The sequence below is a fragment of the Saccharopolyspora spinosa NRRL 18395 genome (assembly GCF_000194155.1).
Classification (GTDB): Bacteria; Actinomycetota; Actinomycetes; order Mycobacteriales; family Pseudonocardiaceae; genus Saccharopolyspora; species Saccharopolyspora spinosa.
The window spans coordinates 2,670,549-2,694,903 of record NZ_GL877878.1 but is presented as its reverse complement, the minus strand read 5'-3'; the positions used below and the strand labels follow the sequence as shown (position 1 = coordinate 2,694,903).

General features: G+C 70.0%; 17 protein-coding genes and 1 other RNA gene. 8 read left to right on the top strand and 10 right to left on the bottom strand.

All coding sequences use genetic code 11. From position 1 onward, the window contains the following. Positions 1-85 precede the first annotated feature (85 nt). The 4 genes from SSPN_RS0113445 to SSPN_RS0113430 form a co-directional block, all read right to left on the bottom strand. Positions 86-646, bottom strand: coding sequence for a VOC family protein (locus SSPN_RS0113445; RefSeq protein WP_010695472.1), 561 nt, complete (start codon positions 644-646; stop codon positions 86-88). 108 nt (positions 647-754) lie between these two features. Continuing rightward, complete coding sequence (locus tag SSPN_RS0113440) at positions 755-1,186, bottom strand: hypothetical protein (RefSeq protein WP_010695471.1); 432 nt, start codon at positions 1,184-1,186, stop codon at positions 755-757. Continuing rightward, positions 1,183-1,599 (bottom strand): prevent-host-death protein, encoded by a 417-nt coding sequence (locus SSPN_RS0113435; RefSeq protein WP_010695466.1) that lies wholly within the window; start codon positions 1,597-1,599, stop codon positions 1,183-1,185. The genes SSPN_RS0113440 and SSPN_RS0113435 overlap by 4 nt, the downstream gene beginning before the upstream one ends. Positions 1,600-1,646: 47 nt before the next feature. Then, positions 1,647-2,915 carry a TIGR02679 family protein gene (locus tag SSPN_RS0113430; protein WP_010695465.1) on the bottom strand — a complete coding sequence of 423 codons (1,269 nt, stop codon included), beginning with the start codon at positions 2,913-2,915 and terminating at the stop codon, positions 1,647-1,649. A gap of 370 nt (positions 2,916-3,285) precedes the next feature. On the opposite strand from SSPN_RS0113430, the gene SSPN_RS54645 reads away from it, so the two are divergent. After that, a complete protein-coding gene (locus SSPN_RS54645; RefSeq protein WP_143539511.1) occupies positions 3,286-3,486 on the top strand; it encodes a hypothetical protein in 201 nt (66 codons plus the stop codon). Between the two features lie 868 nt (positions 3,487-4,354). Here SSPN_RS54645 and SSPN_RS0113425 read toward each other — a convergent pair. Genes SSPN_RS0113425 through SSPN_RS0113415 form a run of 3 tightly spaced genes read right to left on the bottom strand, consistent with a single transcriptional unit; the run spans position 4,355 to position 11,318 of the window. After that, the gene (locus SSPN_RS0113425) at positions 4,355-8,458 is read right to left on the bottom strand and encodes a TIGR02680 family protein (protein WP_010695464.1); all 4,104 of its coding nucleotides are present in this window, start codon (positions 8,456-8,458) and stop codon (positions 4,355-4,357) included. Beyond that, positions 8,455-9,669 carry a TIGR02678 family protein gene (locus SSPN_RS0113420; RefSeq protein ID WP_010695457.1) on the bottom strand — a complete coding sequence of 405 codons (1,215 nt, stop codon included), beginning with the start codon at positions 9,667-9,669 and terminating at the stop codon, positions 8,455-8,457. The genes SSPN_RS0113425 and SSPN_RS0113420 overlap by 4 nt, the downstream gene beginning before the upstream one ends. Next, positions 9,666-11,318 carry a TIGR02677 family protein gene (locus SSPN_RS0113415; RefSeq protein WP_010695455.1) on the bottom strand — a complete coding sequence of 551 codons (1,653 nt, stop codon included), beginning with the start codon at positions 11,316-11,318 and terminating at the stop codon, positions 9,666-9,668. Before SSPN_RS0113415 ends, SSPN_RS0113420 begins: the two co-directional genes overlap by 4 nt. Before the next feature lie 277 nt (positions 11,319-11,595). Between SSPN_RS0113415 and SSPN_RS0113410 the strand changes: the two genes are divergently transcribed. After that, complete coding sequence (locus tag SSPN_RS0113410; RefSeq protein ID WP_010695453.1) at positions 11,596-12,552, top strand: cobalamin biosynthesis protein; 957 nt, start codon at positions 11,596-11,598, stop codon at positions 12,550-12,552. A gap of 1,034 nt (positions 12,553-13,586) precedes the next feature. Here SSPN_RS0113410 and SSPN_RS0113405 read toward each other — a convergent pair. From SSPN_RS0113405 to SSPN_RS0113395, 3 genes are all read right to left on the bottom strand, one after another. Next, complete coding sequence (locus SSPN_RS0113405; RefSeq protein ID WP_010695452.1) at positions 13,587-14,558, bottom strand: SURF1 family cytochrome oxidase biogenesis protein; 972 nt, start codon at positions 14,556-14,558, stop codon at positions 13,587-13,589. A 171-nt stretch (positions 14,559-14,729) separates the two neighbouring features. Further along, a complete protein-coding gene (locus SSPN_RS0113400) occupies positions 14,730-15,605 on the bottom strand; it encodes a fructosamine kinase family protein (protein WP_010695450.1) in 876 nt (291 codons plus the stop codon). Positions 15,606-15,610: 5 nt separating this feature from the next. Next, positions 15,611-16,069 carry a low molecular weight protein-tyrosine-phosphatase gene (locus tag SSPN_RS0113395; RefSeq protein ID WP_010695448.1) on the bottom strand — a complete coding sequence of 153 codons (459 nt, stop codon included), beginning with the start codon at positions 16,067-16,069 and terminating at the stop codon, positions 15,611-15,613. Positions 16,070-16,541: 472 nt separating this feature from the next. Between SSPN_RS0113395 and cobC the strand changes: the two genes are divergently transcribed. From cobC to SSPN_RS43690, 6 genes are all read left to right on the top strand, one after another. After that, positions 16,542-17,591: an Rv2231c family histidinol phosphate aminotransferase CobC gene (gene cobC, locus SSPN_RS0113390; RefSeq protein WP_010695446.1), complete on the top strand. Its 1,050-nt coding sequence runs from the start codon at positions 16,542-16,544 to the stop codon at positions 17,589-17,591. 7 nt (positions 17,592-17,598) lie between these two features. Then, positions 17,599-18,453, top strand: coding sequence for a Nif3-like dinuclear metal center hexameric protein (locus SSPN_RS0113385; RefSeq protein WP_044573931.1), 855 nt, complete (start codon positions 17,599-17,601; stop codon positions 18,451-18,453). Beyond that, positions 18,450-19,181 (top strand): zinc ribbon domain-containing protein, encoded by a 732-nt coding sequence (locus SSPN_RS0113380; RefSeq protein ID WP_010695443.1) that lies wholly within the window; start codon positions 18,450-18,452, stop codon positions 19,179-19,181. The genes SSPN_RS0113385 and SSPN_RS0113380 overlap by 4 nt, the downstream gene beginning before the upstream one ends. Beyond that, positions 19,178-20,377 carry a bifunctional RNase H/acid phosphatase gene (locus SSPN_RS0113375; protein WP_010695441.1) on the top strand — a complete coding sequence of 400 codons (1,200 nt, stop codon included), beginning with the start codon at positions 19,178-19,180 and terminating at the stop codon, positions 20,375-20,377. The genes SSPN_RS0113380 and SSPN_RS0113375 overlap by 4 nt, the downstream gene beginning before the upstream one ends. 553 nt (positions 20,378-20,930) lie before the next feature. After that, positions 20,931-21,326, top strand: an RNA gene (rnpB, locus tag SSPN_RS49065) — RNase P RNA component class A. A 301-nt stretch (positions 21,327-21,627) separates the two neighbouring features. Beyond that, on the top strand, positions 21,628-23,856 hold the full coding sequence (locus SSPN_RS43690; protein WP_044572898.1) for an ArnT family glycosyltransferase: 2,229 nt from the start codon (positions 21,628-21,630) through the stop codon (positions 23,854-23,856). Positions 23,857-24,355 lie beyond the last annotated feature (499 nt).

The following is a 24,355-nucleotide window of genomic DNA, read 5'->3' as shown; positions in this document are numbered from 1 at the left end:
CAGCCCGCTCCGCAAGGTGGAATCGGAACATCCACTGTGGAGTCCTGCACCGGCGCGAGGACTTGCTAGCCGAGGCCCCGAGGGGTTACTCCACGAGGACGCGGAGCATGCCTTCCGGTCCGGACTCGCTCTCCAGGAACTCCAGGAACGGCCCTTCGCCGGACGGCGGGCGCAGCGACGCGAACTCGGAACGTTCGCCCGCCAGTTCCATACCGGTCGCCGTCGCCATAGTCCGGGCGTCCGAGCGCGGGTCCGAGGTGTCGATCACGACTGCGGCGACCGGCCCGGTGTCGGCGTACACCTTCCGGGGTTCCAGCACGCACAGCTCGTTGCCCTCGACGTCGGCCATTACCACCCACGGCACGTCGCTGCTCTGGTCGATGTCGGCGAACCGGGCGCCGGCGTTGAACAACCTCTCCACGATCGTGTTCTGGTCGTCGTGCGACTCGCTGCGCAGGTCCAGGTGCACGCCGTTCTTCCGGGCCTTGGCGCGGGCGCTCACGACGAACCGCAGCGGCACTCCGGGGCCGGTCGGCTGGACGACGGTCCCGGAGCGCGTGTCGAGGTGCCATCCGAGCACGTCGGCCCACCACCGCGCGAGCCGCTCCGGCTCCTGCGCCGAGAACTCCACGACGACCGATGCCATGCCGCGAAAGTACGGGCACCCCACCGGTGCGCACAACTGCACAACTTCGCCTCGGCAGCCAACGGCCAGGTGACGAACATGTACCAGCAGTTCTGAAACCGTGGCCTCTCACGGCTGCGTGCCGGTGCTGGCCCAGTGTTCGTTGATCCGGTTGATGGCCTGCTCCTTGGTCATGGCCATGACCTCGTTCTCCGGCACGCCCACGCGGTTGATCAACAGGTATACGAGGTCGGTCGGAAGCGAGTCGGTGGCGCTCTTTCGGACCCCGCGATCAGGCGTGATGTTGTCACGTACGCAGGCCCAGAACCCCGCATCCGTGATCTGAAGGTGGTCGCGGATGACGTGCTGCCAAAGGCTCGGACCGTAGCTGGTGTGATCGGGTGGGTGCGAGATGCGGGTTCTCAGGATGCGGCCGTCAGGAAGCGCGAGCTCGTAGGTGATGTGATGAGTCCCGGTCCGACCGCGTGCGGTCCTAACTGTCCAGCCTTCAAGTGCGCAGAACCGCTCGTGATCTTTGCGCGTCGGCTGCGGGTGTGTCACTCGGCGGCTCCGATCAGCCATTCGCGGAGTAGTTCATCGCTGCTGAGCTCGATCAACTGGACCAGGCCCCAGTTTTCGCGGTGGTTCGGTGTGGCGCGCAGGCGGTCCTGCCAATCCTCCGCGTACTCGCGCAGCGCCATCACCATCTCGTCGATCGCGTCGTCGAAGTCTGGGCCGTCGGCCGCGACCGGGACGCCGGGCAGGAAGATCGACCAACCACCTGCCTCTGAGACGACCTGCGCTTGCAGTGCCCTGGTGCCAGCGAGGAAGTGCCGCAGCCGCTCACTGTCGACGACCGCCGCGGTGCTCGTGTCGCGTCGAATGGTCGCAGCCTGTCCGTTGGCTGCTGCGTCGAGCAGTTCTTTCAGATGCGCGCGTGCCTCTGTGTAGCTGTCGAAATGCACTGCGGACATGGGTGGCTCCCCTCGTTGAAGCCAGCTTCCCGGGTGGTTTAAGTACGTCAAGTACTTGACGTACTTAACCCGGTGCGGAGGTCGCTCAGGAGGGTGGGGAGGACCGCTTCCTCTTCGATGGCTCTGGCCGTCGTGGCCATCAGCTCCGCAAGCTGGGGATCCCAGGGGGTTTCGAGCGGGGTGCCGACGAGGTTCGGCAGGTCGGTGCGGGTTGCCGTGGCCTGGTCGAGGGCTTCGCGGTAGTCGGCGGCGGACATCCGCCAAGGACGCGCGTTGTGGTGCGTCAAGAGAGATCGGGTGATGCCGATGCCGGGCCAGTCGAAATCGCCGTGGTAGTGCAGCGTGGCGCCGCAGTCGGTGAGGCGCTGCAGCAGCGTCACGGCAACCGTTGTGGGATGGCCGGACACGCACACCACGGGGTGCGCGATGCGTTCTTCCACCGCCGATTCGAGGACTCGCGGGTTCTCGCACACGGCGATCGTCGTGCCCGCCTCGACGAGCGCGGACGGGGCGGCGCGCAGGTCGAGGTGGGTAAGGTGCGTCGGCAGACCCAGCGCGGTGCGCTGCCGGACGCCGCGCGACCAGTCGTCCGAGCCGACCAGTGGCAAGGCCCAGCACAGAACGGTCGCGGACACGGCATCGAGCGTGACTCCGCAGCGCTCCCACAAGGCCCGGCGCTCGCGCTCGTTTCCTGGTGTCTCGGCCCCGTGCGCCAGCGCAGCGGCCTTGAGCACAACCCGGCTCAACGCCGTGCCGTTGTCGAGCTGATGCGCGCCGCCAACGCTCGCCGCGAGCTCGCTACGCGACGTCCACGCCTCCGGCGGCTCCGCCAGCGCTAGCGCGCTCAGAGCCTTCGCCGCGCGCCGCGCGACGTCCGGGAGCTCGTCGTCGCCGACTCGCCCGTACTGCTGAAGCCACTGCGTCCACGGCTCCGCCCATGCGGCCGTCGCGAGTCCTCGCTCGGCCAGCGCCGCTCGCAGCGTCCCTGCGGTCCGCTCGCGCCGTTCGTCCCGCTCCGCGGTTTGGCGCCGCACCAGCGGCCGCTCGTGCAGAATCTCCAGAACTTCCGCCAGCCCCAACGCGAACCGGCTGCGCCGGACCGCTTCGTCCAATTTGGACACGCTGATCCGCGTGCCCTGGCCCCACATCGGACGGCCGTAGAGCTCGCCGACGGCTCGCTGGGTCTCGGCATCGGGCAGCTCCAACCGGAACGTCTCCGGGGGCTTCGCGGCCTCCAGCGCGTCCCGCGCCTGCGCCCACAAACCGCGCAGCGGCTCAACGCCCCACACGGCACGGACGTCGTCCTCGACACCCACGTCAGATCGTCCCCATTCGCTCAGAAGTGTGCCGCGTGAAAAGGCACCTTTCAGCAGCGCAGTTGGCAAGAGATGGCCTCCAGTCTCGCACTTGATGCTGAGCTGGGAAACGCTGGTCCAGGATAGACGCCGCTGATCCCTGGTCCCGCCATCCCAGCAACCCGACGACTTGGGGGGACGGACCGTTGCCCAAACGAACGTTTGCACCGAACTACACAGTCCTGTGGCGATGTTCTGCCACGCGGTGCCTGTTCTCCCACCTGCGCAGGGACATCGTCGCGCAGCATGAACACGACGCTCACGGCCCGGCGCGCATGGCGGAAAGCAGCGTCACGACCCGCGAGGCGGTGACCGGAAGGTGGGCACGGCGATGACCACCGCCAAGGTTCTGAAACTGGTCCCCGGCAACAACGTTGCCCACTACGTCCAGCATGGCGCGGATGCCGCGTTGTGCGGTGTTCCCTTGGGCTCTTTGGCCGAGATTGATCCGTGCCGGCGTGTTCCCGCACCGTGTTCGCTCTGCCCATCCGAGCTGGCACGCCTGAAGAAAAGGGTGGTGCTTGCCGGATGAGTGCCACCGCGACGGCGGCCGGCATGTGGTTCGCCGACACAACCACCGACTTCAGCACCGACCACGCCGACACGTGGATTGATCACCATCGGGTAGCCCATGAGCGTGACCCTGGCGACGGCCTAGGACTCGGTGGCCGTGTCGCTGCACAGCACCTTGCCCCCCGAGCGGCACGGCCACCGGCTTCCAGTTTTGCCGCGATCGATGAAGGGAGGTGAACACGCAAATGTCGCTGGTCGAAACCAACCGGGAAATCCAAGGACCGCACCGAGGTGCACGCCTCTGACGGGTCTGTCGGTGACGGTTCGGAGGGGCAAGGTCACTAAGGCGAAAGATCACGTGCACCGCGCACCACTCGCTCACCACCGTCTCCACGTCGCCGAACCCGGACGTGATCAGCCGCGTAATGCGCTCCTGCGTCAACAGCGCAGTGTGCTGAGTGGCTGAGTGGTCCGGGCGATGCGCGCGAAGTGCGTTCATCGAGTGGTTGAACGTCTCCCACCATGTCGCCCAAGCACAGGCATGGCCCCTACTCCCGCCCCGGTCGGACACCGGACGAGTAGTGATCAGCTCAGTCTCGTCCGCCCGCCACGGAGGCGTCACGGGCGCGGCCCCCGGTAGCGACGGCGAAGCAACGCCAAGAACCGGCAATTTTCTAGCCTCGCAAGGATGAATCCTTGATCGAAATCTTGGGATACACCCGCACGTCGAGTTCCCAGACCGTTCCCCAGACAGATCCCCAGTTTCAACGCTAGCGATGAAATGGGTCTCGCCACGGCCGGACCTGATCGCAAACGAGGTGGCCGATTCCGCGTAGCCTATTTGATCATGGTGTTGAGCTGGGTTTCTGTGGATATCTCCGGAAAGATCACGTGTCGGCGCGGTCGAGGGCTGCGCCGTCCCACGTCGTGTGGGTGCAGGCGATGCCGTGGCCGCTGCGGGGCCGGAGCACGTCGTAGATGTGCATCTTCGGGATCTTCGGGGACACGCCCCAGCCGCTGGGCCAGGTGATCAGCCAGTCCATGTCGAGGTCCACCAGCAGGCCGAGCATCCGCGCGATCGTCGGATCGTCCAGCCGCTCGAACGCCTCGTCCAGCAGCACCAACCGCAGCGGCCCGCGCCCGTCCGACGACACGCTGACCGCGTCGTAGAACGCCGCCGCCGCCGCGAACAGCGTCACGTACGAGATCAGCCGCGTCTCGCCGGAGGACAGCTGCCGCAGGCGGCGCACGCGGGGCTTGCCGTCCGGTCCGGTGTCGCGGACCCGCACGGTGAACGCGAACCACGACCGGTAGTCCAGCGCTCGCGCCAGGATTTCCGCGTAGCCGCCCGAGGTGCTGTCCCGCTCGGACTCGATCAGATCGGTGAACACCCGGCGCAGCAGCGCGTCCTGGTCGTCGCTGCGGTTGGCGAACGGGGTGCGGACCAGCTCGATGGCCTGCTTGATGTCGTCGCCGAGCGCCGCCGACGGCTGCCATTCCAGCTGGACGTGCACGCCCTGGCTGGAGCGGGCACCGTCGAGCACCTCGTTCATCCGCTTGCACAGGTCCCCGGCGATGCCGACCTGGCCGCGCAGCCGCTCCGCGAGGTCGCGGATCAGGTAGTCGGCGAAGATCGACTGGTAGCGCTCGTTGAGATAACCGCGCTGCTCGGCAAGCCGTTCGCCGACCCGGCGCGCGGCCTCGGCCACCGGCTGCGGGCCTTCCTCGCCGGTGACGGTCACGGTGAGCAGGCCGTGCTGGTCGGCGGCCGTGATGTCGTAGTTGCCGCTCAACGAGTGCTGAAGGGTTTGCAGGCGGTTGAGCACCGTGGATTCCGTCGAGCCCCGGCGGTCCGCCTCGGCGAGCATGCCCGTCGCCTCGTCGAGGTCCTCCGGCGTGGTGTCGGCGATGCCCGCGGCCGACCACAGGCCAGGGATGCGCAGTACCTGCCGGAACGTGTCGGCCGCCGCCGTCGCGTCATGCTCCCGGGCCGCGAGCTGGGACTGCTTGTGCTCCAGCTGGGTTTCCAGTCGCGCCGAAGACTCCCGCAGCGAGCTGATCTTTTCCCGCGCCTGCGGCAACTCCTTGCGCAGGTCGGCGCGCTCCCGCTCGAAAGCGCCGACCTTGTCGGCGATCTGCTGCGCCTCGCCGCCGACGGCGGAGGTGAGCTCCGCGAGCCCGGTGGCCTGCTCCGCGTACTCGGCGCAGCGCCGCTCGGCCTGCGCCTCGGCCTCCATCCGATCGGCCACCGCCGCGTCGTGATGCAGCGAGAGATCCCGCAGGTCCGTGAGGGTCGGCAGACAGCGCGATTCGATCGCCTCGCGCAGCGCATCGATGCCAGCGCGGGCGTCAACGGTAGCCCGGTGGGCGGTGTCGAGCGCCTGCGTCTCGGCCGGCAGGTCGGCCTCGCCCGCGGCGCGCACCAGTTCGGCCTGCGACGCCTGCCAGCGCTGATCGGCGCTCTTGTGCTGCTCGCGCAGCTGCACGGCCTTCTGGTCGGCATCCGCCGCGGCCTCGATCGCCGTGGCCAGCTTGGCGTGCGAGGTCAGCAGGTCGCTGTCGTCCGGGTACGACTCGAGGTGCTGATCGAGGGCCGCTGCGTGCTCGCCCGCTTCGCGGTGTCGCCGCTCGGCTTCGCCGATCTCGGCGCGCAGCCGCGAAAGATCCTCCTCCAGCTCCGCGATGCGCCGGGCTCGGGCCGCTTCGCGGGCCCCCGCGCCGACGTACTCCGCCGTCTCCTTGCGCCAGGCTCCGGACAGCACCCCGGCGCTCCATGCACCGGTGACCGACACCGAGAGTCCGGCGCCGCCGTCGATCGACACAGAGGCCAGCAGGGCGGCAACCCGCTCCGGCGGTACCGGGCAGTCGGCCTCGGCGGCTGGGGACAGCAGCTCGGCCAGCGTGCCGCCGGAGCCGGACTCGGCGGGGGCGGCCAGGAGGTCGGCGAGGCCGGGCACTGCGCCGTCGGCGGTGACCCAGGCGTTGAGCAGCCCGCTGGCCTGCAGCGCCGCCTCCAGCCCGGCCCGGTCGGCTTCGCCCAGCGACGGCTGGAAGTCCACCAGCTCGTAGAAGGCCCGTCCCTGGCTGGTGTCCCGCTCGGCGTCGGCCCAGGTGGGGCGGCTCGGGGTCTGCTCGTGCCCGGCGCGGAGCTCGGCGAGTTCCTGTTCGCGGGACCGGGATCGCTCGCGCAGCTCGGCGATTTCCTGCTCGACCTCGGACACCTGCCGACGAGCCTCGTGCAGCTGCGGTTTCGCCCAGCGGCGTGCCTGTTCGCGTGCCTGCCGGATCGCCGAGCGGCCCCCGACCAGCTCCTCGGCAGCGGGCGGCTCCGGCAGCAGGTCATCCACAGTGGACGGCCACTCGGTGGCCCACTTCTGCGCGCGTTCCACCCACACCGCTGCGGCGTCGGAGAGTTCCTGCTGCGCCTGGTTGCGCCGCCCGGCCGCTTCCGTCGAGGTCAGCTGTGCCTGCCGCGCCTGCCGCTGGAGCTCGGTGACCTTGTCCTGCTCCGCGTCCAGCTCCCGGGACTGCTGGTGCAGCGCGAGCGTCAGCGCCGAACGCTGCCGGGCGACCGACGAGACCTGCTCTGAAGTTCGCACCGCCGCGCGGAATTCCGCGGCGAGCGCATCGGTGTCCAGTTGGGGCGCGGCGGAGCGCTCCACGGGCACCGGCTCAGCGTCCGGTTCCGGCGAGGTGCGCACCCGCTCCTGCTCTGCCTGCACCTCGGCGGCCGGAATCACCGGTGGTCGCGGCACCAGCGACCCGTCCAGCCCAGCCGTCGAAAGCTGCTGCGCCGCGCGGGCCGCGGCCTGCTCGGCCGCCTCGGTGTCACCGGTCAACCGGCGCAGCATGCCCACCACCGACTCCGTCGAGCGGTGCTCCTGCGCGCGGTGCTTTTCCGCCGTGTCGAGCGCGGAAACCGCTGCGGTGCGGGAGCTTTCCACCAGCCGCTCGCGGTCGCGCAGGTTCTGCAGCTCGGAATACGCCGGGTGGGAGCGCAACGCGTCGATGCTGGATTCCAGCTCGGCCTCGCGCTGTTCTAGTTCGGCGATCGTCTGCTGCGCGGTCTCGCGATCGTGCCGCTTGCCGGCCACCTGCTTCTCCAGGCCGGTCAGCTCCTTGCGCAGCGCCCGAAGCTTCTCCTGCGCGGTGCGCATCGCCTCGGCGCGGTCGCGCAGCGCGCCGAACGCGTAGCCGGAATAGGTGGACAGGAACGCGGTGAGCGCCTTGTCCGCGCCGGTCAACCGGACGATGTTCTCCCGGATCGACTCCAGGTCGTCGAACGAGGTCGCCAGCCGCTCGATCAGGCCCGGGTCCAGCGGCGGCAGCGCGTCCGACAGGATCTGCTCCAGCTGCCCTTCCAGGACCTTCAGGCCGACGTCGGGGTTGCGCAGCGTCCGCTGCAGGTGCAGCAGGTCGCCGTAGCGCGCGGCGGGCACGCCGTAGACCGAGGCGGCGACCTTCACGCGGAACGCCTGGTCGTCGAGGACGCAGTCGGCGCCGAGCAGCTCGCGCAGCTGCGCCGAACCCAGCGGCACCCGGTCCGTGCCGACCAAGTGGAGGTTGATGCCGACCCGGCGGCCGGTGATGAACCGCCACGAATCGCTGATCGACTGCGAGGTCTTGGACGCCTTCACCCCGATGCCGCAGGTGAGGAATTCCTCGCCGCCGCCCGGGGTTTCGCGGTGCAGCTCGATCCAGGCGTAGCCGATCCGGTTCGGCCCGCCCGGGTACTCGTCGAGCATCAGGCGCCGGATGCTGACCGTGTCGAAGCCCTTCGAACCCAGCTGCCGCAGGTCGCCGTCCAGGCAAAGCGGCAGCAGCAGCTCCAGGGTGCGGGACTTGCCAGAACCGTTGGTGCCCTGGAAGATCGCCCGGCCGCCGCCCAGGTCGAAGGTCGTCTCGGCGTACTGCCAGATGTTGACGATCCCGCCGCGGTGCAGCCGCCAGCGGTTGGCGGTGGGCACCGATGCCGTGCTGTCTGCGCTCACCGTGGACCGTCCTCTTGCATCTCGTCGAACACCGTCATCTCGTCAAACAACGACCAGCCCGGTGGCTCCGGGGCCGGTTCCGGTTCCCGGCCCGGGGCCGGGGTGGCGTCCGGCTGCGGCAGCCAGCGGTGCGCCGCCGGGCTGAGCAGCCATCGGCCGTCGTGGTCCTGCAGCAGGCCGAGCCGGCGGAGCAGCGCGACGACCGAGTGCACCAGGTCCTGGTGGTCGTCGGTGGCCTGCCGGGACCACGCGGCAGGGTAGGAGTCGACCAGGTCCTGGCAGACGTCAGTGAAGTCCTGCCAGGTCACCGGGTGCTTGCCGGACCCGTCCGGTTCCGCGTGGCCGAGCAGTTCCGGCAGCGCCAGCAGCGCGATGCGCGCGACCGTGCCGGGACCGGGGAAGACCAGGTCGGTGAGATAGTCCTCCGGATCGCAGACCACCACGCCCTCCGCGCGGCACTCGCCGACCAAGCCGAAGAACTTCTCCAGCAGCCGGGATTCATTCGTCACGTGCTCGCGCAGCCAGGCGGCCTGCTCGGTCGGCAGGTCGTCGTAGAGCACGACCGGATCCTCGACGAGCCGACGCCGCACCGCGTGCTCCAGGTGCCGCGGCCCGGCCGCGGCGGCCAGCTCGACCAGCTGCTCGGGGCTGCCAGCCTCGGCGAGCGGCCCGGCGATGAGCTGGCCGAGCAGATCGGTGTCGATGGTGATCAGTGCCTCGGCGGTGGACTCAGCGGTCACCGAGCCCTCGGTTTCGGTGATCACACCGAGCGCCACCAGCTGCCGCAGCGCCGCCGTGAGCGCGCGCCGATCCGCCGGGTCGTCGACCACCTGGACATCGGCCTCCACGGCGGCTGCGCGGACGTCGCTCACCAGCCGCGACAGCAGGACCTGGCGGCCGATGCCGGTCAGCGCGGCCAGCGTAAGCGCCAGGTACGCGTAGCCGCGGGGTGACAGCGACGCCTCGCCGCGGGTGGCGTCCGGGCCCGGCCCGGACTTGTAGAGCCGTGCGAAACGCCGCTCCACCACCAGGCGGTATCCCAGCAGCGAGGAGAACAACTCCTGGAGCACGACTCGCTGGCGGTAGATCATCGGCAGCAGGTCGCCATCCGGTCCGCCGGGGCGCAGCAGCGGCCGACGCAGCAGCACGCGCGCGCAGCGAACCACGTTCGCCGCGTCGATGTCGGGGAGTTCTTCGAAGGTTGCGATCATCGAGCGGCTCCCCGCACGTTTTCCGGGGTTTCGGGGATGGCTCCGTCGCCGGAAACCTCCAGCACGGTATCGCGCAGCGTCAAAGTGCCTGCGGCGCTGGAGATCCTGGTTTCCCGACCGGCCTCGGGGCGCACCGTGACGCGCAGCCGGTGCACCGGGTCGAGCGCCGTGCCAGAGTCGTCGGAACCTTCGCGCTGCGCCATCGCCAGCGTCAACAGCTCGCACAGCACGCCGAGCGCATCGCCAGAAAGCTTCCGCTCGGCCAGTTGCGAACTCGCCGCGGCCAGCTCGGCGACCGCTGCGGAGCGCCGCTCGTCGGCCTGACGTGCTTGCGCCAGCAGGGTTTCCTCGGTCATCGGGTCGTCGAGCACCCGTGAAGTCCGGCCGCGCGCCCCGCGATCACCCCGGCTGCGCACGCTGACCGTCACGTCGAGGACCGGGCCGTCGCGCCACGCGACCTTGTCGTTGTCGCTGTCGTAATCCGGCGCGGGCAGCAGGTGCCGCGCGGAATGCAGGCCGAATGCGGCCGAATAGACCTGGTGGGCGGTGGTTTCATCGGCCCCATCGAACCACTTCGCCAGCTTCAGCAGCTCGCCCCGGCGCCCCGGCACCAGCCCACCGCCGGAGGTGGCGCGCTTGACGCTGGCCAGCAGCGAGCCGATCGCGCGGGCGGTGGCCTCGCGCAGCGCGGCGACCTGGCTCGGCCGACCCGGCGAGTCGACGAACCAGTCGGTCAGCTCCTGCCAGTCCGCGATGGTGCGGCCCCGGGCGCGCTCCACGTCGACGCCCAACTGGTCGGCCGGGCCAAGCAGCCGGAGCAGCTCGCTGCGGACCCCGGCCAGCCCGGCCAGCGAACCGGCGATCGTCGCGGTGTGCCGCAGCACGTCCTCTACGACCATCTGGATGTACTCGACCAGCAGGTTCCGGAACCCGGAGATCTCGTCGGGCGCCAGCTGGTGGCGGGTCACGACCTGGCCCAGGTACGCGTAGAAGTCGCGGACGGTGGCGGCGAGCTCGGCGTGCTGCAGGAACACCGTGGTGACCTGCTCGGCGAGCCGTTCCCGGGCCTTCCGGGCGGGTTTCGCCTTCGGGTCGCGGCGTTCCACTGCCAACGCCTCCGAAAGCGCCACGCCGATCCCGGACAACCCGCGGTCGATGGCGGGCAGCAACTCGCGCGAGACCTCGCGGGCGCCCTCGGGAACCCGCAGGAGCGCGTCGACGTCCCGCTGCACCCGGACCGCGAGCTTGCTGACCTGGTAGCGGACGCTGCCGTGCTGGAACTCGGCGATGCTCGACGCGATCGTCTCGCGGCGGCCCGCCACCAGGTTGCCCCACTTGACCAGCTGCTTTAGTCGGTCGATGACGGTGTCCACATCGGACTCTCCGGCCGCCACCCGGCCCTCGCGCTCGGCCGCGGCCAGCGCCGCGCCGACCTCGCCGGCGGACAGGTCGGCGAGCAGCGTCGAGGTGAACAACCGCATGATCGCAAGATAGGTGCGGTGCTCGGGTGCCTGCAGGTAGGCGAAGAGCTGCAGGCGCTGCCCGCCGTCGCGGGTCTGCTCGGGAGCCTGCGTGGCCGGCACGTCCGTCGCGGTGGTTCCCGCGACGCCCGCGCGCAGCACGTCGGCATCGTGGTCCGGGGCCGTCACGGTCCGCCACGATATCCGGTCGTGCCGACACGGCCGGTCACCTGGCATGCGGTGGCCGGTCCGACCGGCCCCACGGGTAGCGTGCCGGGGAGATTTGCGAGGTGCGAGGGGCACCTACGAACCCTTGGTGCGTCCGGACCCGGGAGTCGCCCGGGCGGTGGTATCCGCTCGACGACTCACGGCCGATCACCAGGGAGAACGCCTATCTGATGGGGATGTTGCCGCGGGCTTCCGGAGAGGTTCGCTCGCACCAGATCGATTTGGAGGAAGGGCACCGGTGAGCGCGGGACGGGCGGTCGGACTGCTACTCGGAGTGGCCGCGGACGCGGCGATCGGCGACCCGAAGCGCGGGCACCCGGTCGCGATCTTCGGCAAGGTCGCGCAGGCCGCCGAGCGGGCGCTGCACCGGGACCAGCGGATCGCCGGCGTCGCCTACACCGGCCTCCTGGTCGGCGGCACGGTCGGGATCGGGGTCCTCGCGCAGCGGCTGTCGCGGTGCAGCCCCGTGCTGGAAGCCGCAGTCACCGGCCTGGCCACCTGGGCGGTGCTCGGCGGCTCGTCGCTGGCCGACGAGGGCACCGCGATGGCCCGGATGCTCGACGCCGGGGAGATCGACGCGGCGCGAGCGCGGCTGCGCAACCTGTGCGGGCGAGACTCGGCGGTGCTGGACGGGCAAGGCCTGGCCCGCGCCACCGTCGAATCAGTGGCCGAGAACACCTCCGACGCGGTGGTCGCGCCGCTGGTGTGGGGAGCGATCGCCGGGATCCCAGGCCTGATCGGCTACCGCGCGGCCAACACCCTCGACGCGATGGTCGGACACCGCTCACCGCGCTACCGCGACTTCGGTTGGGCCTCGGCGCGCCTGGACGACGTGCTGAACCTGGTGCCGTCCCGGCTCGCGGCGGTGCTGACCGCGGCGTGCGCGCCGGTGGTCGGCGGATCGGCGAGCGGGGCGTGGCGGACGTGGCGGCAGGACGCCTCGGCGCACCCGAGCCCGAATGCCGGGCAGGTCGAGGCGGCGTTCGCTGGCGCCCTGCAGATCCGCCTGGGCGGCCGGACGGTGTACGGCCACGTGGTGGAGCAGCGCCCAGTGCTGGGAGAGGGCCGCACAGCGGACGCGGGCGACGTGACCCGAAGCGTCGAGCTCTCGCGGGTGATCGGCACGGTGACGGGAGTCCTGACGGCGGCCTTCGCCCTAATCCGAGCCCTCCGCCGAGACCGCCGCTCCCGCTGAACCCCGGACCCCACCCGGGCTCGCACGCGACGCATCCGGGGCGACGCCAGCACCCCCAACGCCTCGCGGCCCGAACGACCGGAAGCGCCACACGCCCGAACAACCGGAAGCGCCACCGCCAGACCAGTCTGCGGCCAACCGTCCCACGCCGCTCACACCCACCATTCGCCCCAAAATCCCTGGTCAGCTATTGGGCGCTATAGATGCTGCCCGGGATGTGGTGGTGTGGCACCGCGGTGGGGCCGCTGGCGCCTTCGAAAGCGCCGAGGCCCTTACCGCGACCTCACGCGGGCCAGGGTGCCCGACTTACCGGGGCAAGGCCCGCCGCTTGCTGAATGAGGTGAACGGCCCGTTTGTGCCGTCTTTTGGCGTGGATGGTCCGTTCGCTTCACATTGGTTGTTTGGTGTGTGGGTGGGCTGAATGAGGTGAACGGCCCGTTTGTGCCGTCTATTGGCGTGGATGGTCCGTTCGCTCCACACCAGCGACGTACAGATGGACCACCGCCGCAGAGAGAGCTCCCGAACGGCCTCTATCGCCCGCAAAAATGCACTCATGGATCTTGACCAGCGGTAACGCAATCTCCTGGGCTGGGAAGATCGCGGTGAGGCTTCCGGCGCAGTGGCCAGCTCAAGGCCGGAGTGCTGTTTTCCCTGGTCAGTGCCCATTAGTCTTTTGGGCTGCGATAGCGAACCAAAGACTTTCGGCCTTGGGCGGCTGGAACGTGGGGCCGCGGAGTTGGCTGCGAGTGGAACTCCTGCGGGTTCGCAACCTCGGGGAGCTCCGAAGTCCTGGTCAGTGCCTGTGAGGGTTTTGAGCGCCATAGCGCGCCATAGCGCCTGAAGCGTGCGCGGCTATTGACCGAGTTTGGTGGGTTTGCCGGTGCGTACGGTGGCTGGGCCGGAACTTGGGCCACGGCGGGACCGATCTCGGTCGCGGGGCGTTCCCAATGCCTAGGCGACATTGGGGCGCGTTGCTCGTGGCAGGGCTTCCCGGCTGGGGGGAGCCGGGGACCGGGCTGACGCCGCGTCTTGGGTCAGGCTTGGCGGGTTGATTCGGTTTTGGGGGCTTCGCCGCTGGTGGTGGCGGTTTCGCCAGCCGTCTCGCCGGATTCTCGGGCCGCTGCTTCTTCGCGTTCGCGGCGTTCTTCCTCCGCGATCGCCTCGGCCACCGACACCTTGCGGCGGCCGCTCCTCTTGCCCCGGCCACCCGGTGCCGGTCCGTCGGCGGGCTCGTCCGCCGTGCTATCCGCGTCGGTCCGGTTTCGCCAGGCCGGGCGGGCATCGGTGCGCAGCTCCGAGTAAACCAGGTAGCCGATCGCGATGATCGCCATGATGCCGAACGCGATCCACTGCAGCGCGTACGAGAAGTACGGTCCCGACTCCAGACGCGGCAGCGGCAATGGCTCCAGCACGCCCGGCTGGCCCTCGTTGAGCGCGAGGTAGCCCGGCCGCAGTGCGATTCCGGTGCCGTTCGCGATGGTCTCCGCGTTCACCGCGTAGGCCCAGCGGTGCCCGTCGTGGTCGAACATCGGGCGCTGCTTGCTGTCCTGCTCGTCGGTGCGGACTCGGGCGGTGAGCGTGAGGTCACCGGCCGGCGCGGCCGCGTAGTCCGGCGCCTGGGTGCCGTTGACGGGGCGGATGAAGCCCCGGTCGACCAGCACCGTCGTGCCGTCGTCGAGCCGGAACGGCGTCAGCACTTCGAAGGCGGGCTCGCCGAGCACCGTGCGCTGCCAGGCCAGCGTCTCGCCCTCCGCCAGGTACCGGCCGTGCATCACGACCTGCGACCACTCGGTCCGCTGGTCCGGCACCTGCCCAATGGGCAGCACCTCCGCCAGCGGTTTCGGGGACGCGTGGAACGACTCGGAGATGGCGTTGTTGCGCGCCTGGGCCTCGTCGCTGCGGCTGAACTGCCAGGGAGCAAGCAGCGTGAAGCAGAGCGACGCGAACACCACGACCAGCGCGATCAGGCCGAGCCAACCGGGGCGTAGCAAGAACTTCAGGCGCACCCTTCTACGGTAAGCGGCCAGCCCGGAGCCCCGCCGCCACCCCCACCGCCACACTGGCCGCTCCTGGCCAGCGCGATCACCAACCGTCACCTGGGCGAACCTCATTCGCGCGAGAAGCCGCAGCTGCCTTGAGCGCCGGGAGGTTTGTGCAGGTTGTCACCTTCGTGTGGTTCAGACGTCTAGGGCGGAGCGGGCCGCGGCGACTGCCTGGGACGCGTAGCCCCCGCCGAAGAGCACCGTGTGCACCAGCAGCGGGAAGAGCTGGTGGAGTCCGATCCGCTGCCGCCAGCCGTCGGCCAGCGAACTGACCTCCTGGTACGCCGCCAGGACGCGGTCCAGGTGGGGGCAGCCGAAGAGATGCAGCATCGCGAGGTCGGTCTCGCGGTGCCCGCCGTGCGCGGCCGGGTCGATCAACCAGGCCCGCTGCGTGCCCCAGTGCACGTTGCCGCTCCACAGGTCGCCGTGCAGCCGGGCGGGCGGCTCGGCAGGCCCGGCGAGATCGTCGATCTGCGCGCACACCCGCGAGATCACCGCGCTGGCCTCGGCGCTGAGCGTTCCGGAGTCGACGGCACGCCGCAGGTACGGCTCGACCCGGTGCCGGGCGTAGAAGGACGGCCACTGCTGCCCGCTCGGTTCGTTGCGCATCGGGGCGAGGCCGATCCACGCGTCCGCGGGGCCACCCGGAGGCGCTGCGCCGAAGGCAGGTGCGCCAGCCGCGTGCAGCGCGGCGAGCTCGCGGCCAAGCCGCTCGGCGGCCCCCGGGCTCGGAGCCGCCTCTGGAACGTGCTCGGTGACCAGCCAGCTCTCGGTATGCCCGCGCAGGGCGGGTACGGCGACCGCGCCGGGCTCGGCGAGCCAGGCCAGTGATGCCGCCTCGGCCTCGATGGCGCCGGACATCGTCGCGGGCGCGGTCTTGGCGAAGACCGTCTCGCCGTTGTCGAGGCGCACCGCGAACGCGGCAGCGGTGTCGCCACCGCCGAGTCGGCGCACATCATCCGCTGCACGGCCGGTGATCTCCGCGACAGCCGCCCGGACTTGATCGAGCATCGTCGTCACAACCGTTCGCGGACCCAGTCGAGCAGACCCGGTGTGGCGGCCTCGACCATCGCCAGCACATCGTCGAACCCGTTCGGGCCTCCGTAGTACGGGTCCGGGACCTCGGCGCCGTCGGCGGAGTCCGGGTCGAAGGAACGCAGCAGCCGCACCTCGGCCGAGCTGTCGACGAGGCGGCGCACCGCCCGGAGGTGCCCGGCGTCCATTGCGATCAGCAGGTCGGCGGCCAGGTGCTCGTCGTCGATCTGGGCGGCGACATGCTCGGTGGGGTAGCCGTGGTCGGCGAGCACCTTCGTGGTGCGCGGGTCGGCTGGTTCGCCGACGTGCCACGGCCCGGTTCCGGCACTGGTGACCTCGACCTGACCGTCCAACCCGGCCCGCCGCAGCTGCTCGCGGAACACCAGCGCGGCCATCGGGGAACGGCAGATGTTGCCGGTACAGACGAAAGAGATGTGCACGTTTCCCGAGGGTACGGCCCAACCTGCCTCGCCTCCGGGCGCGGGGAGGGGAGCGAACGGACTGTTCGTCTCACCTACCGAGGCGAACAGGCCGTTCGCATCGAACTGCGGTTGACGCGAACGGACCGTTGACTCCGCCTGGTGGGGTGAGTAGTTCGTTCGCGTCGCTTGGGGGCGGCCGGTTGTTTCGTGCGGGCGGGTTTTGGAGCGAATGGGCCGTTCGTTCCTGCTTGCTGGCGTGAACGGGCCGTTCGCTTCGAACAGCGGTTGACGCGAACGGACCGTTGACGCCACCTAGTGGGATGAGCGGTCCGTTCACTTCGGCGGGACGCGGGGCAGCTGGTTTTGCTCGGTGTGAACGGGGGCGTTCGCGCGTTCTGGTGAGGCCGTGGTCCGGCTCGACATCACGAGGGGGTCACCGCGGCCCTTCGCGGCGCACGGGCCGGGCTCCGCCCTGGTTAGACTGCCCGGGATGAACAGCGGGCACGATCAGGATTCGTTGCGGCACCACGGCGATGTCGACGCCGAGCACGGCCTGCTCGACTTCGCGGTCAACGTCCGCCTGGACCGCCCGCCGGCGTGGCTCCGCCACCGCCTCACGGCGGCGCTCGACCGCCTCGGCCGCTACCCGTCCGCCGCCGACAACCTCGCCGCTCGGGCGGCTGCCGCCGCCCGCCACGGCCGCGACGCCTCCGAGGTGCTGCTGCTGGCCGGCGCGGCGGAAGGCTTCGCGCTCCTGCCGTCGCTGCGCCCCCGCCTCGCGGCGCTGGTGCACCCCTCGTTCACCGAGCCTGAGTTGGCGCTTCGCACCGCTGATGTTGAGGTGGCGCGGGTGCAGCTGGATCCGGCGGACGGCTTTCGGCTGGACGCGGGCGCGGTGCCGGAGCAGGCGGACTTGGTGGTGCTCGGCAATCCGACCAACCCGACGTCGGTGCTGCACCAGGCGGCGGAGATCCGGCGGCTGCTTCGGCCCGGCCGGGTGGTGGTCGTCGATGAGGCGTTCAGCGACACCGTGCCCGGCGAGCCGGAGTCGCTGGCCGGGTGCCGGGAACCGGGGCTGCTGGTGTTCCGCAGCCTGACGAAGATGTGGGGCCTTCCCGGGTTGCGCGCCGGGTATGCGCTGGGCGACCCGGACCTGTTGCGGCGGCTGGGCCGGTACCGTCCACATTGGCCGATCAACGCGCTGGTTCTGGAGGCCGTGGTCGCCTGCTGCGAGCCGGATGCGTTGGCCGAGTCGGAGCAGGCGGCGGTCGAGTTCGAGGAGCACCGCGCCGGGTTGGTCGCGGAGCTGGACGGGATTGCCGGGATACAGGTCGCGATGCCCGCACGTGCCCCGTTCCTGCTGCTTCGGGTGGATGGCGGGGCCGAGGTGCGGGATGCGTTGCGGCAGCACGGTATCGCGGTCCGCCGGGGCGACACGTTCCCCGGTCTGGGGCCGGATCATTTGCGGGTCGCCGTGCGCGATCCGGCGCAGAACGCTTTGCTGGTAAAGGCTTTACGCGACATTTTGGGATGGGGGTGAGCCGGTGGTGGTTCGGCTTAAAGAGGTGATCGGCGCGTTGGAAGTGGCATATCCGACCGATCTGGCGGAGAGCTGGGACGCGGTCGGCCTGGTGTGCGGCGATCCCGAGTCGGTCGTGCAGCGGGTGCTGTTCTGCGTGGACCCAGTTGAGGCCACTGTGGACGAAGCGGTGGATTTCGGCGCGCAGCTGGTGGTTTCGCACCACCCGTTGCTGCTGCGCGGGGTGCACGGCGTGCCCGCCGACGATCCCAAGGGGCGGATCGTGCACCGGCTGATCCGTTCCGGGATCGGCTTGTACTGCGCGCACACCAACGCCGACAGCGCTGTGCAGGGCGTGTCGGATGCGCTGGCCGAGGCCATCGGCCTCACCGTGACCGGGCCGCTGGTCCCGCACGCGGAAGGCGCCCGAACCGGGCTAGGGCGCGTCGGCGAGCTGTCCGAGACCGAGCCGTTCCACGAGTTCGTGCGCCGCGTCGCGCACAACCTGCCCACCACGGCCTGGGGGGTGCGCGGTGCCGGTGATCCGGACCGCCCGATCCGCACGGTCGCGGTGTGCGGCGGCGCCGGCGACTCCTACCTGGCGACCGCGGCGGCCGCTGGTGTTGACGCCTACGTGACCGCAGACCTGCGGCATCACCCGGCCGGCGAGCACCTGGCCCGGGCCGCCGTCCCCGGCGCCGAGGTGCCGGCCCTGGTGGACGTGGCGCACTGGGCCAGCGAATGGCCGTGGTGCCAACAGGCCGCGGACACCGTCGCCGCCGCGTTGCCGGATACAGTCGAAGTCCTCGTTTCCACCCGCCGCACCGACCCGTGGACCGTTCACGCTGGCGCGGCATCAGACCCAGGGAGGGCGCTCGCGTGAAAGCCGACCCCGCCGTTCAGCGACGGCTGCTCGATCTCGCGGAGGCGGACGCGGAACTCAACCGCGTCGAGCACCGCCGACGCACGCTGCCCGAGCTGGAGCAGATCGGCCGGGCCGAGGGCGAGGCGCGGGCCAAGCGCGACGAGCTGGTGGTCGCCCAGACCGCGTTCAGCGACCTGGACCGCGAGGTCAAGCGGCTGGAAAACGAGGTCGACCAGGTGCGCGCCCGGGAGCAGCGGGACCGCGATTTGATGGCCGCCGGGGCGTCCGCGAAGCAGCTCGAAGACCTGGAACACGAACTGCAGACGCTTTCCCGCCGACAGGGCATCCTCGAAGACGAGCAGCTCGAGGTCATGGAGCAGCGCGAGGCACTCGAAACGAACGTGACGAAGTCGCGAGAGGCCCTCGCCGCGGCAGAGGAGCGGCTCGCGGACATCCAGTCGCGCCGCGACGAGGCGCTCGCCGACCTCGAAGTGGCGGAGGCGCGCCGCCGGGGCGAGCGGGACCTGATTGTCAAGGCGTTGCCGGCGGACCTCGCCGCTCTCTACGACCGGATCCGAGCGCAGCGCGGTGTCGCCGCCGGGCTGCTGCAGGGCGCCCGGTGCAGCGCGTGCCGGATCGAGCTGGACCGCACCGCGTTGACCGAGGTGCGCGAGGCGGCGGCCGATGACGTGGTCCGCTGCGAGGAGTGCGGCGCGATCCTGGTGCGGGCAGGGGACAGCCGGTGAGTTTGCGGGTTGTCGTCGAGGCCGATGGTGGGTCGCGGGGCAACCCCGGCCCGGCCGGATGCGGTGCCGTGGTCCGCGACGCCGGGTCCGGGGAGGTGCTCGCGGAGCGCTCGATCGGTCTGGGCGTCACGACCAACAATGTGGCCGAGTATCAGGGCGTGATCGCGGGCCTGCTGGCGGCGGCAGAGCTCGGGGCTGCCGCGGTCGAGGTGCGGATGGACTCCAAGCTGATCATCGAGCAGCTGGCCGGCCGCTGGAAGGTCAAGCACGCGAACCTGCAGCCGCTGGCTGCCGAGGCGAGGCAGCTGATCGCCGGATTCGAGCAGGTGAGCCTGGAGTGGGTGCCCCGCGCCCAGAACGCCCACGCCGACCGCCTGGCCAACGAGGCGATGGACCAGCAGGCGAGCGGCGACCAGTCCGGCGGCGGTGCCCGGCCGGTCGGGGATCCCGCTGCCGGGGAGGGGTCCGGCGGCGAAGCGGATGCGGCGCGATCCAGTGGCGCCGGTAGCGATGCCGGGGCGAGCAGCGCGCGGATCCGCCCGTCCGGGTGGCTCGGCGCCAACGGCACGCCGACGAAGATGCTGTTGCTGCGCCACGGCCAGACCCCGATGTCGGTGGACCGGCGCTATTCCGGGCGGGGCGATGTCGCGCTGACCCCGCTGGGGGAACGCCAGGTGCGCGCGGCGGGCAAGCGGGTGGCCGCGATGGACGGGGTGATCACCCCGGATGGCGTCGCGCCGGTGATCGCCTCGCCGCTGACCCGGACCCGGCAGACCGCGCAGGCGGTGGTCGACGCCATCGGCGGCGAACTGCACTTCCACGACGGCCTGCTGGAAACCGACTTCGGTGACTGGGAGGGCCTCACCTTCGGCGAGGCCTCCGAGCAGTACCCGCAGCTGCACCGCAAGTGGCTCGGCGACCCGAGCGTCCTGCCGCCGGGCGGCGAAAGCCTCGACGAGGTCTACCAGCGGGTCACGCGGGCCCGCGATGATCTCCTGGAGCAGTACGCGGGTCAGACGATCATCGTGGTCAGCCATGTGACCCCGATCAAGGCCTTGCTGCGGCTGGGCTTGGACGTCGGCCCGTCGATGTTCTACCGCCTCCACCTGGACCTGGCATCGCTGTCCATCGTGGAGTTCTACCCGGACGGCAACGCCTCGGTCCGCCTGGTGAACGACATCTCCCACTGGTCCTGACGCCCGTTCGGGCTTCGAGTGAAGGGCACCATCGACCGGCACGGTCGACAACCGGCATGGTCGGTCAAGGGTGCCCTTCACCTGTGTTCGCTGGCTTGATCGGGGTTCAGGTGAGGGGCACTTTTTGCCGAGCACGGCGGGGAAGGGTGTCCGTCGCCTGAACAGATCCGTCTGGTGTGGACGTTTTCGGCGTCTCCGATGCAGCGGCTTGGGGCGGCCTGGGTGGCGCCGCGAGGTGCTCGCGGTGCTGGGTTGGTCGGGCGTTCGGATCGGGTTTGGTGCGGACGTTGGATTCGCTGGTTCAGACCATTGGCGTGTGTGAGGTGGGTGACTAGCTTGCCCTGAAACCGTATGCAGAGTTAACGAATAGCGGTTTCGGTGGCGCGGGAAGTGGGGGCGGCTCGGGACGGAACAAGCGTCAGCGCGAAATCGAGCCAGACGCCCCGGACGATCATCACCCACATCATCACTGCACGAAATCGCCATCCCGCTGCTGCTCGGGCGACCACCCGGGTTGCGGGAGGCGTGCACGGACTAGAATCAGATCGGCGGATGAGCCGGCTGGGTGACTGCGGCGGGAGCGATCCCGTCGAGGAAAGTCCGGACTCCACAGAGCAGGGTGGTTGTCAACGGCAACCCGGGGCGACCCGCGGGACAGTGCCACAGAGAACAGACCGCCCGGCGAACTTTCGCCGGGTAAGGGTGAAACGGTGGTGTAAGAGACCACCAGCACCCCGGGTGACCGGGGTGGCTAGGTAAACCCCACCCGGAGCAAGGCCAAGAGGACGCCGTTCAGGCGTCTGCGCGGACGTTCGAGGGCTGCTCGCCCGAGGTCCGCGGGTAGGCCGCACGAGCCTGTCGGCGACGGCAGGCCCAGATGGATGGTCACCGACCGGGAAGGCCGCAAGGCCCCCGAGAACAGAATCCGGCTTACAGGCCGACTCATCCGCCCTTCTTGCTTCCAGGTTCGTTAGCGGACGTCGTCTGGTCTGGTGATCGGCCCGGAGATGGTCTGGTGCGCCGCACGGGCTAATCTCTTCATACGCACGATGGGCGTTTTGTGAGGTTTCTCAGCGTGTGCGTTCAGTTGCGGAGGGTGACGTCGTTGGGTTCTTGAGGTCGGGGCGATCGGTGCCGGGAGGCATCGGTTTCTCAGGAGTCCGCAACGCCGCGCCGATCTTCGCCGCCGCCGGTCGGCAACTTCTTTCTTCCTGCGCGTTGAAACGCGCTGATCCACCTTCGGAGCCAGAATGACGAGATTCGTGGCGCCCAGCGCCGACGAACACGACGAGTTACCCGCCGAAACCCCGGGCGAGCGAACCACCGCGGCGGCGGTCGCGGACGGTTCGCGATCTGCCGGATGTCCCTTCCGGGACGCCGCCGCGTGGTCGATCGGCGGGCTGTCGTTCCTCGTCAGCGCGTTGTTCCTGGTCGTGAACCTGGCTTACAACCAGTGGAACTTCATCCCCCCGGTCGACGACGCCTACATCCACCTCCAGTACGCGCGCCAGCTCGGTACCGGGCACTTCCTGCAGTACAACACCGGTGACCCGATCAGCACCGGCGCGAGCAGCCTCCTCTACGTGCTGATCCTCGGCGGCGCCTACGCGCTGGGCGTCCAGGGCGCGGCCTTCCTGCCGTTCGCGATGACGTTCGGCGCGCTGTGCCTGGCGTTGACCGCCGCAGGCACCTACCGGCTCGGCGCCCGGCTCGTCGGCCGCCAGGTCGGCATCTTCGCCGGGCTGCTTGTCTCGCTCAGCGGCCCGCTGGCCTGGGGAGCCACCAGCGGCATGGAGATCGCGTTCGTCGCCTTCCTGCTCGTCTCGCTGCTGCTGGTGTTCACCGGCGAGCGCACGCAGAGCCGGTTCGTGTGGACTCCGCTGGTCGCGGTGGCGGCCGCGCTGACCCGGACCGAAGCGCTGCTGTTCGCCGCGATGCTCGGCCTGGCGATGATCTGGCATGTGATCGCGCACGCCCGCGGCACCCGCGCCGCCTGGCCGCGCGTGATCGGCCGGATCCTCTGGATCGGCCTGCCGGTGTACGCCGCCGGGGCCCAGTATCTGTATTACTGGTCCGCGACGGGTTCGGCGGAGCAGAACGGCGTGCTGGCCAAGTCGCTGCTGCACATGCCAGCGGTGTACCCGCTGGAAGTCGCGGACAAGGTGCTCAGCAATTTCCGCATCTTCCTAAGCGCTTTCGCCGGACTGTCCACTCAGGACTACATCTTCCCCGGCGCGCTGCTGCTCGCGGTGGCGGGCGTGATCGGGCTGTTCCGGCGGTTCCCGCAGTGGCGCGGCCTGGCGCTGGCCGCCGGGGTTGGGGTCGTGCTGGTGCTCGCTTCGGTGTCGACGCTGGAGTACTCCGACATCCACCACATGCGCTACGTGCAGCCGCTGATGCCGATCCTGCTGCTGTTCGGCGTCGTCGGGATCCACTCGGCGGCGCAGCTGTTCACCGGTGGCGCGCGGCGGTCCGTGCTGGTCGGCGGGGTCGTGGTGGCCTTGCTGTTCACCGTCTCCCAACTGCCGGCATGGAGCCTGCGGCAGGCTCAGCAGGCCGCCGGGATCCGGGACCAGCAGGTGACCATCAGCCACTGGATCAAGGGGCACCTGCCGCGCGGGGCGAGCGTCGCGGTCAACGACGTCGGCGCGATCGCCTACTTCTCGGACCGCTACGTGGTCGACCTGATCGGGCTGGCCACCACCGGGTTCGCCACCCCGAACCTGCACGGTGCGGGCAGCCTCTACGAGGAATTGCGGCACCTGCCGCAGCAGCGGCGACCGGACTACTTCGCCATCTTCGACTCGTGGAGCGTGCACGGCCTCGGTGAGGGCGGGCTGTTCGGCCGCGAGCTGATCACCTTCGAGCTGAAGTCGCCGACCTTCTCGTACACCACGATCGGCGGGCTGTCGGCGTGCCAGGCGGCGCGGACTTGCAACAAGGTGACCATCTACCAGGCCGACTGGAACGCGCTGGGTTCCGGCGACGAGCCGCTGCAGGCGCCGAGCGGGCAGATCCGCGACCGCCTCAACGTCGCCGACCTGCGCGACGAGGAAACGCATGACTACCAGGTGATCCCGGCGCACCAGGGCTTCCAGCCGGAAACCCACGTCAAGACCGTCACCGGGCCCGACGGCGGCGACGTGGTCGACAGCGGTCGGCACGTCATCGGCGGCGAGAGCTTCACCTTCCACGACCTGATCCCGCACCAGCCGCTGACGATCACGGCGCGCATCGACGCGACCGAGCCGGAGGCCGCCGAGCTGACCGGTTCCCGGGCCGTCCAGGTCGAGGTGAACGGGGAGGTCGCGGGAATCTGGCAGTTCGACGCCGATCCGCGCGGCTGGGTGGAGACCACCTTCGAGATCCCGGCCGAGTTGGTCACCGATTCGGCCCTGACCATCGAACTAGGCCCGTTGCAGGAATTCCTCGGCCCCTATCCGGATTACCAGTCCTACGCCTACTGGGCGAGCCAGTGACCGCTCCAGTCCCGAATACCCCGGCCGATGCCGGGCGTTCGGCTTTCCGGGCCGCCCGCCGGAATCACGGATCGTCCACTGTGCACCAGGTCGGTCTCCGTCGGGGGACGGCCCTGCCCGCCGGTCGCTGTACCCGAACCGCTACCCTGAGTTGGCGCGCCAAGATCACCTTGTTCCGATCCGGCCTCGCGATTTCACATTCGCGTGATCCGGTCGGGTGCATCATGACGCGATGTGCGGAAATCCACTGGCTCACCGGAAACGTGCACGGTGTGTTACGAAGGGGCTCGCAAGCGGGTGAACAGCCACACTGATCCAGACCAGAATCGGCCTGGTGAGCGTCTTTTTCCCGGTGGTGTGCCGAAAGTGGCTTGCCCGAACGGCCTATTCACGGCGTGACGGCGACAGCTCCGCGCGACCGATTCCGCCACACCGGAACTGGCAACCACTACTTCTGGTGACCATGTCATGTTCTACTCGTACCTGCGTGCCGGGGCCG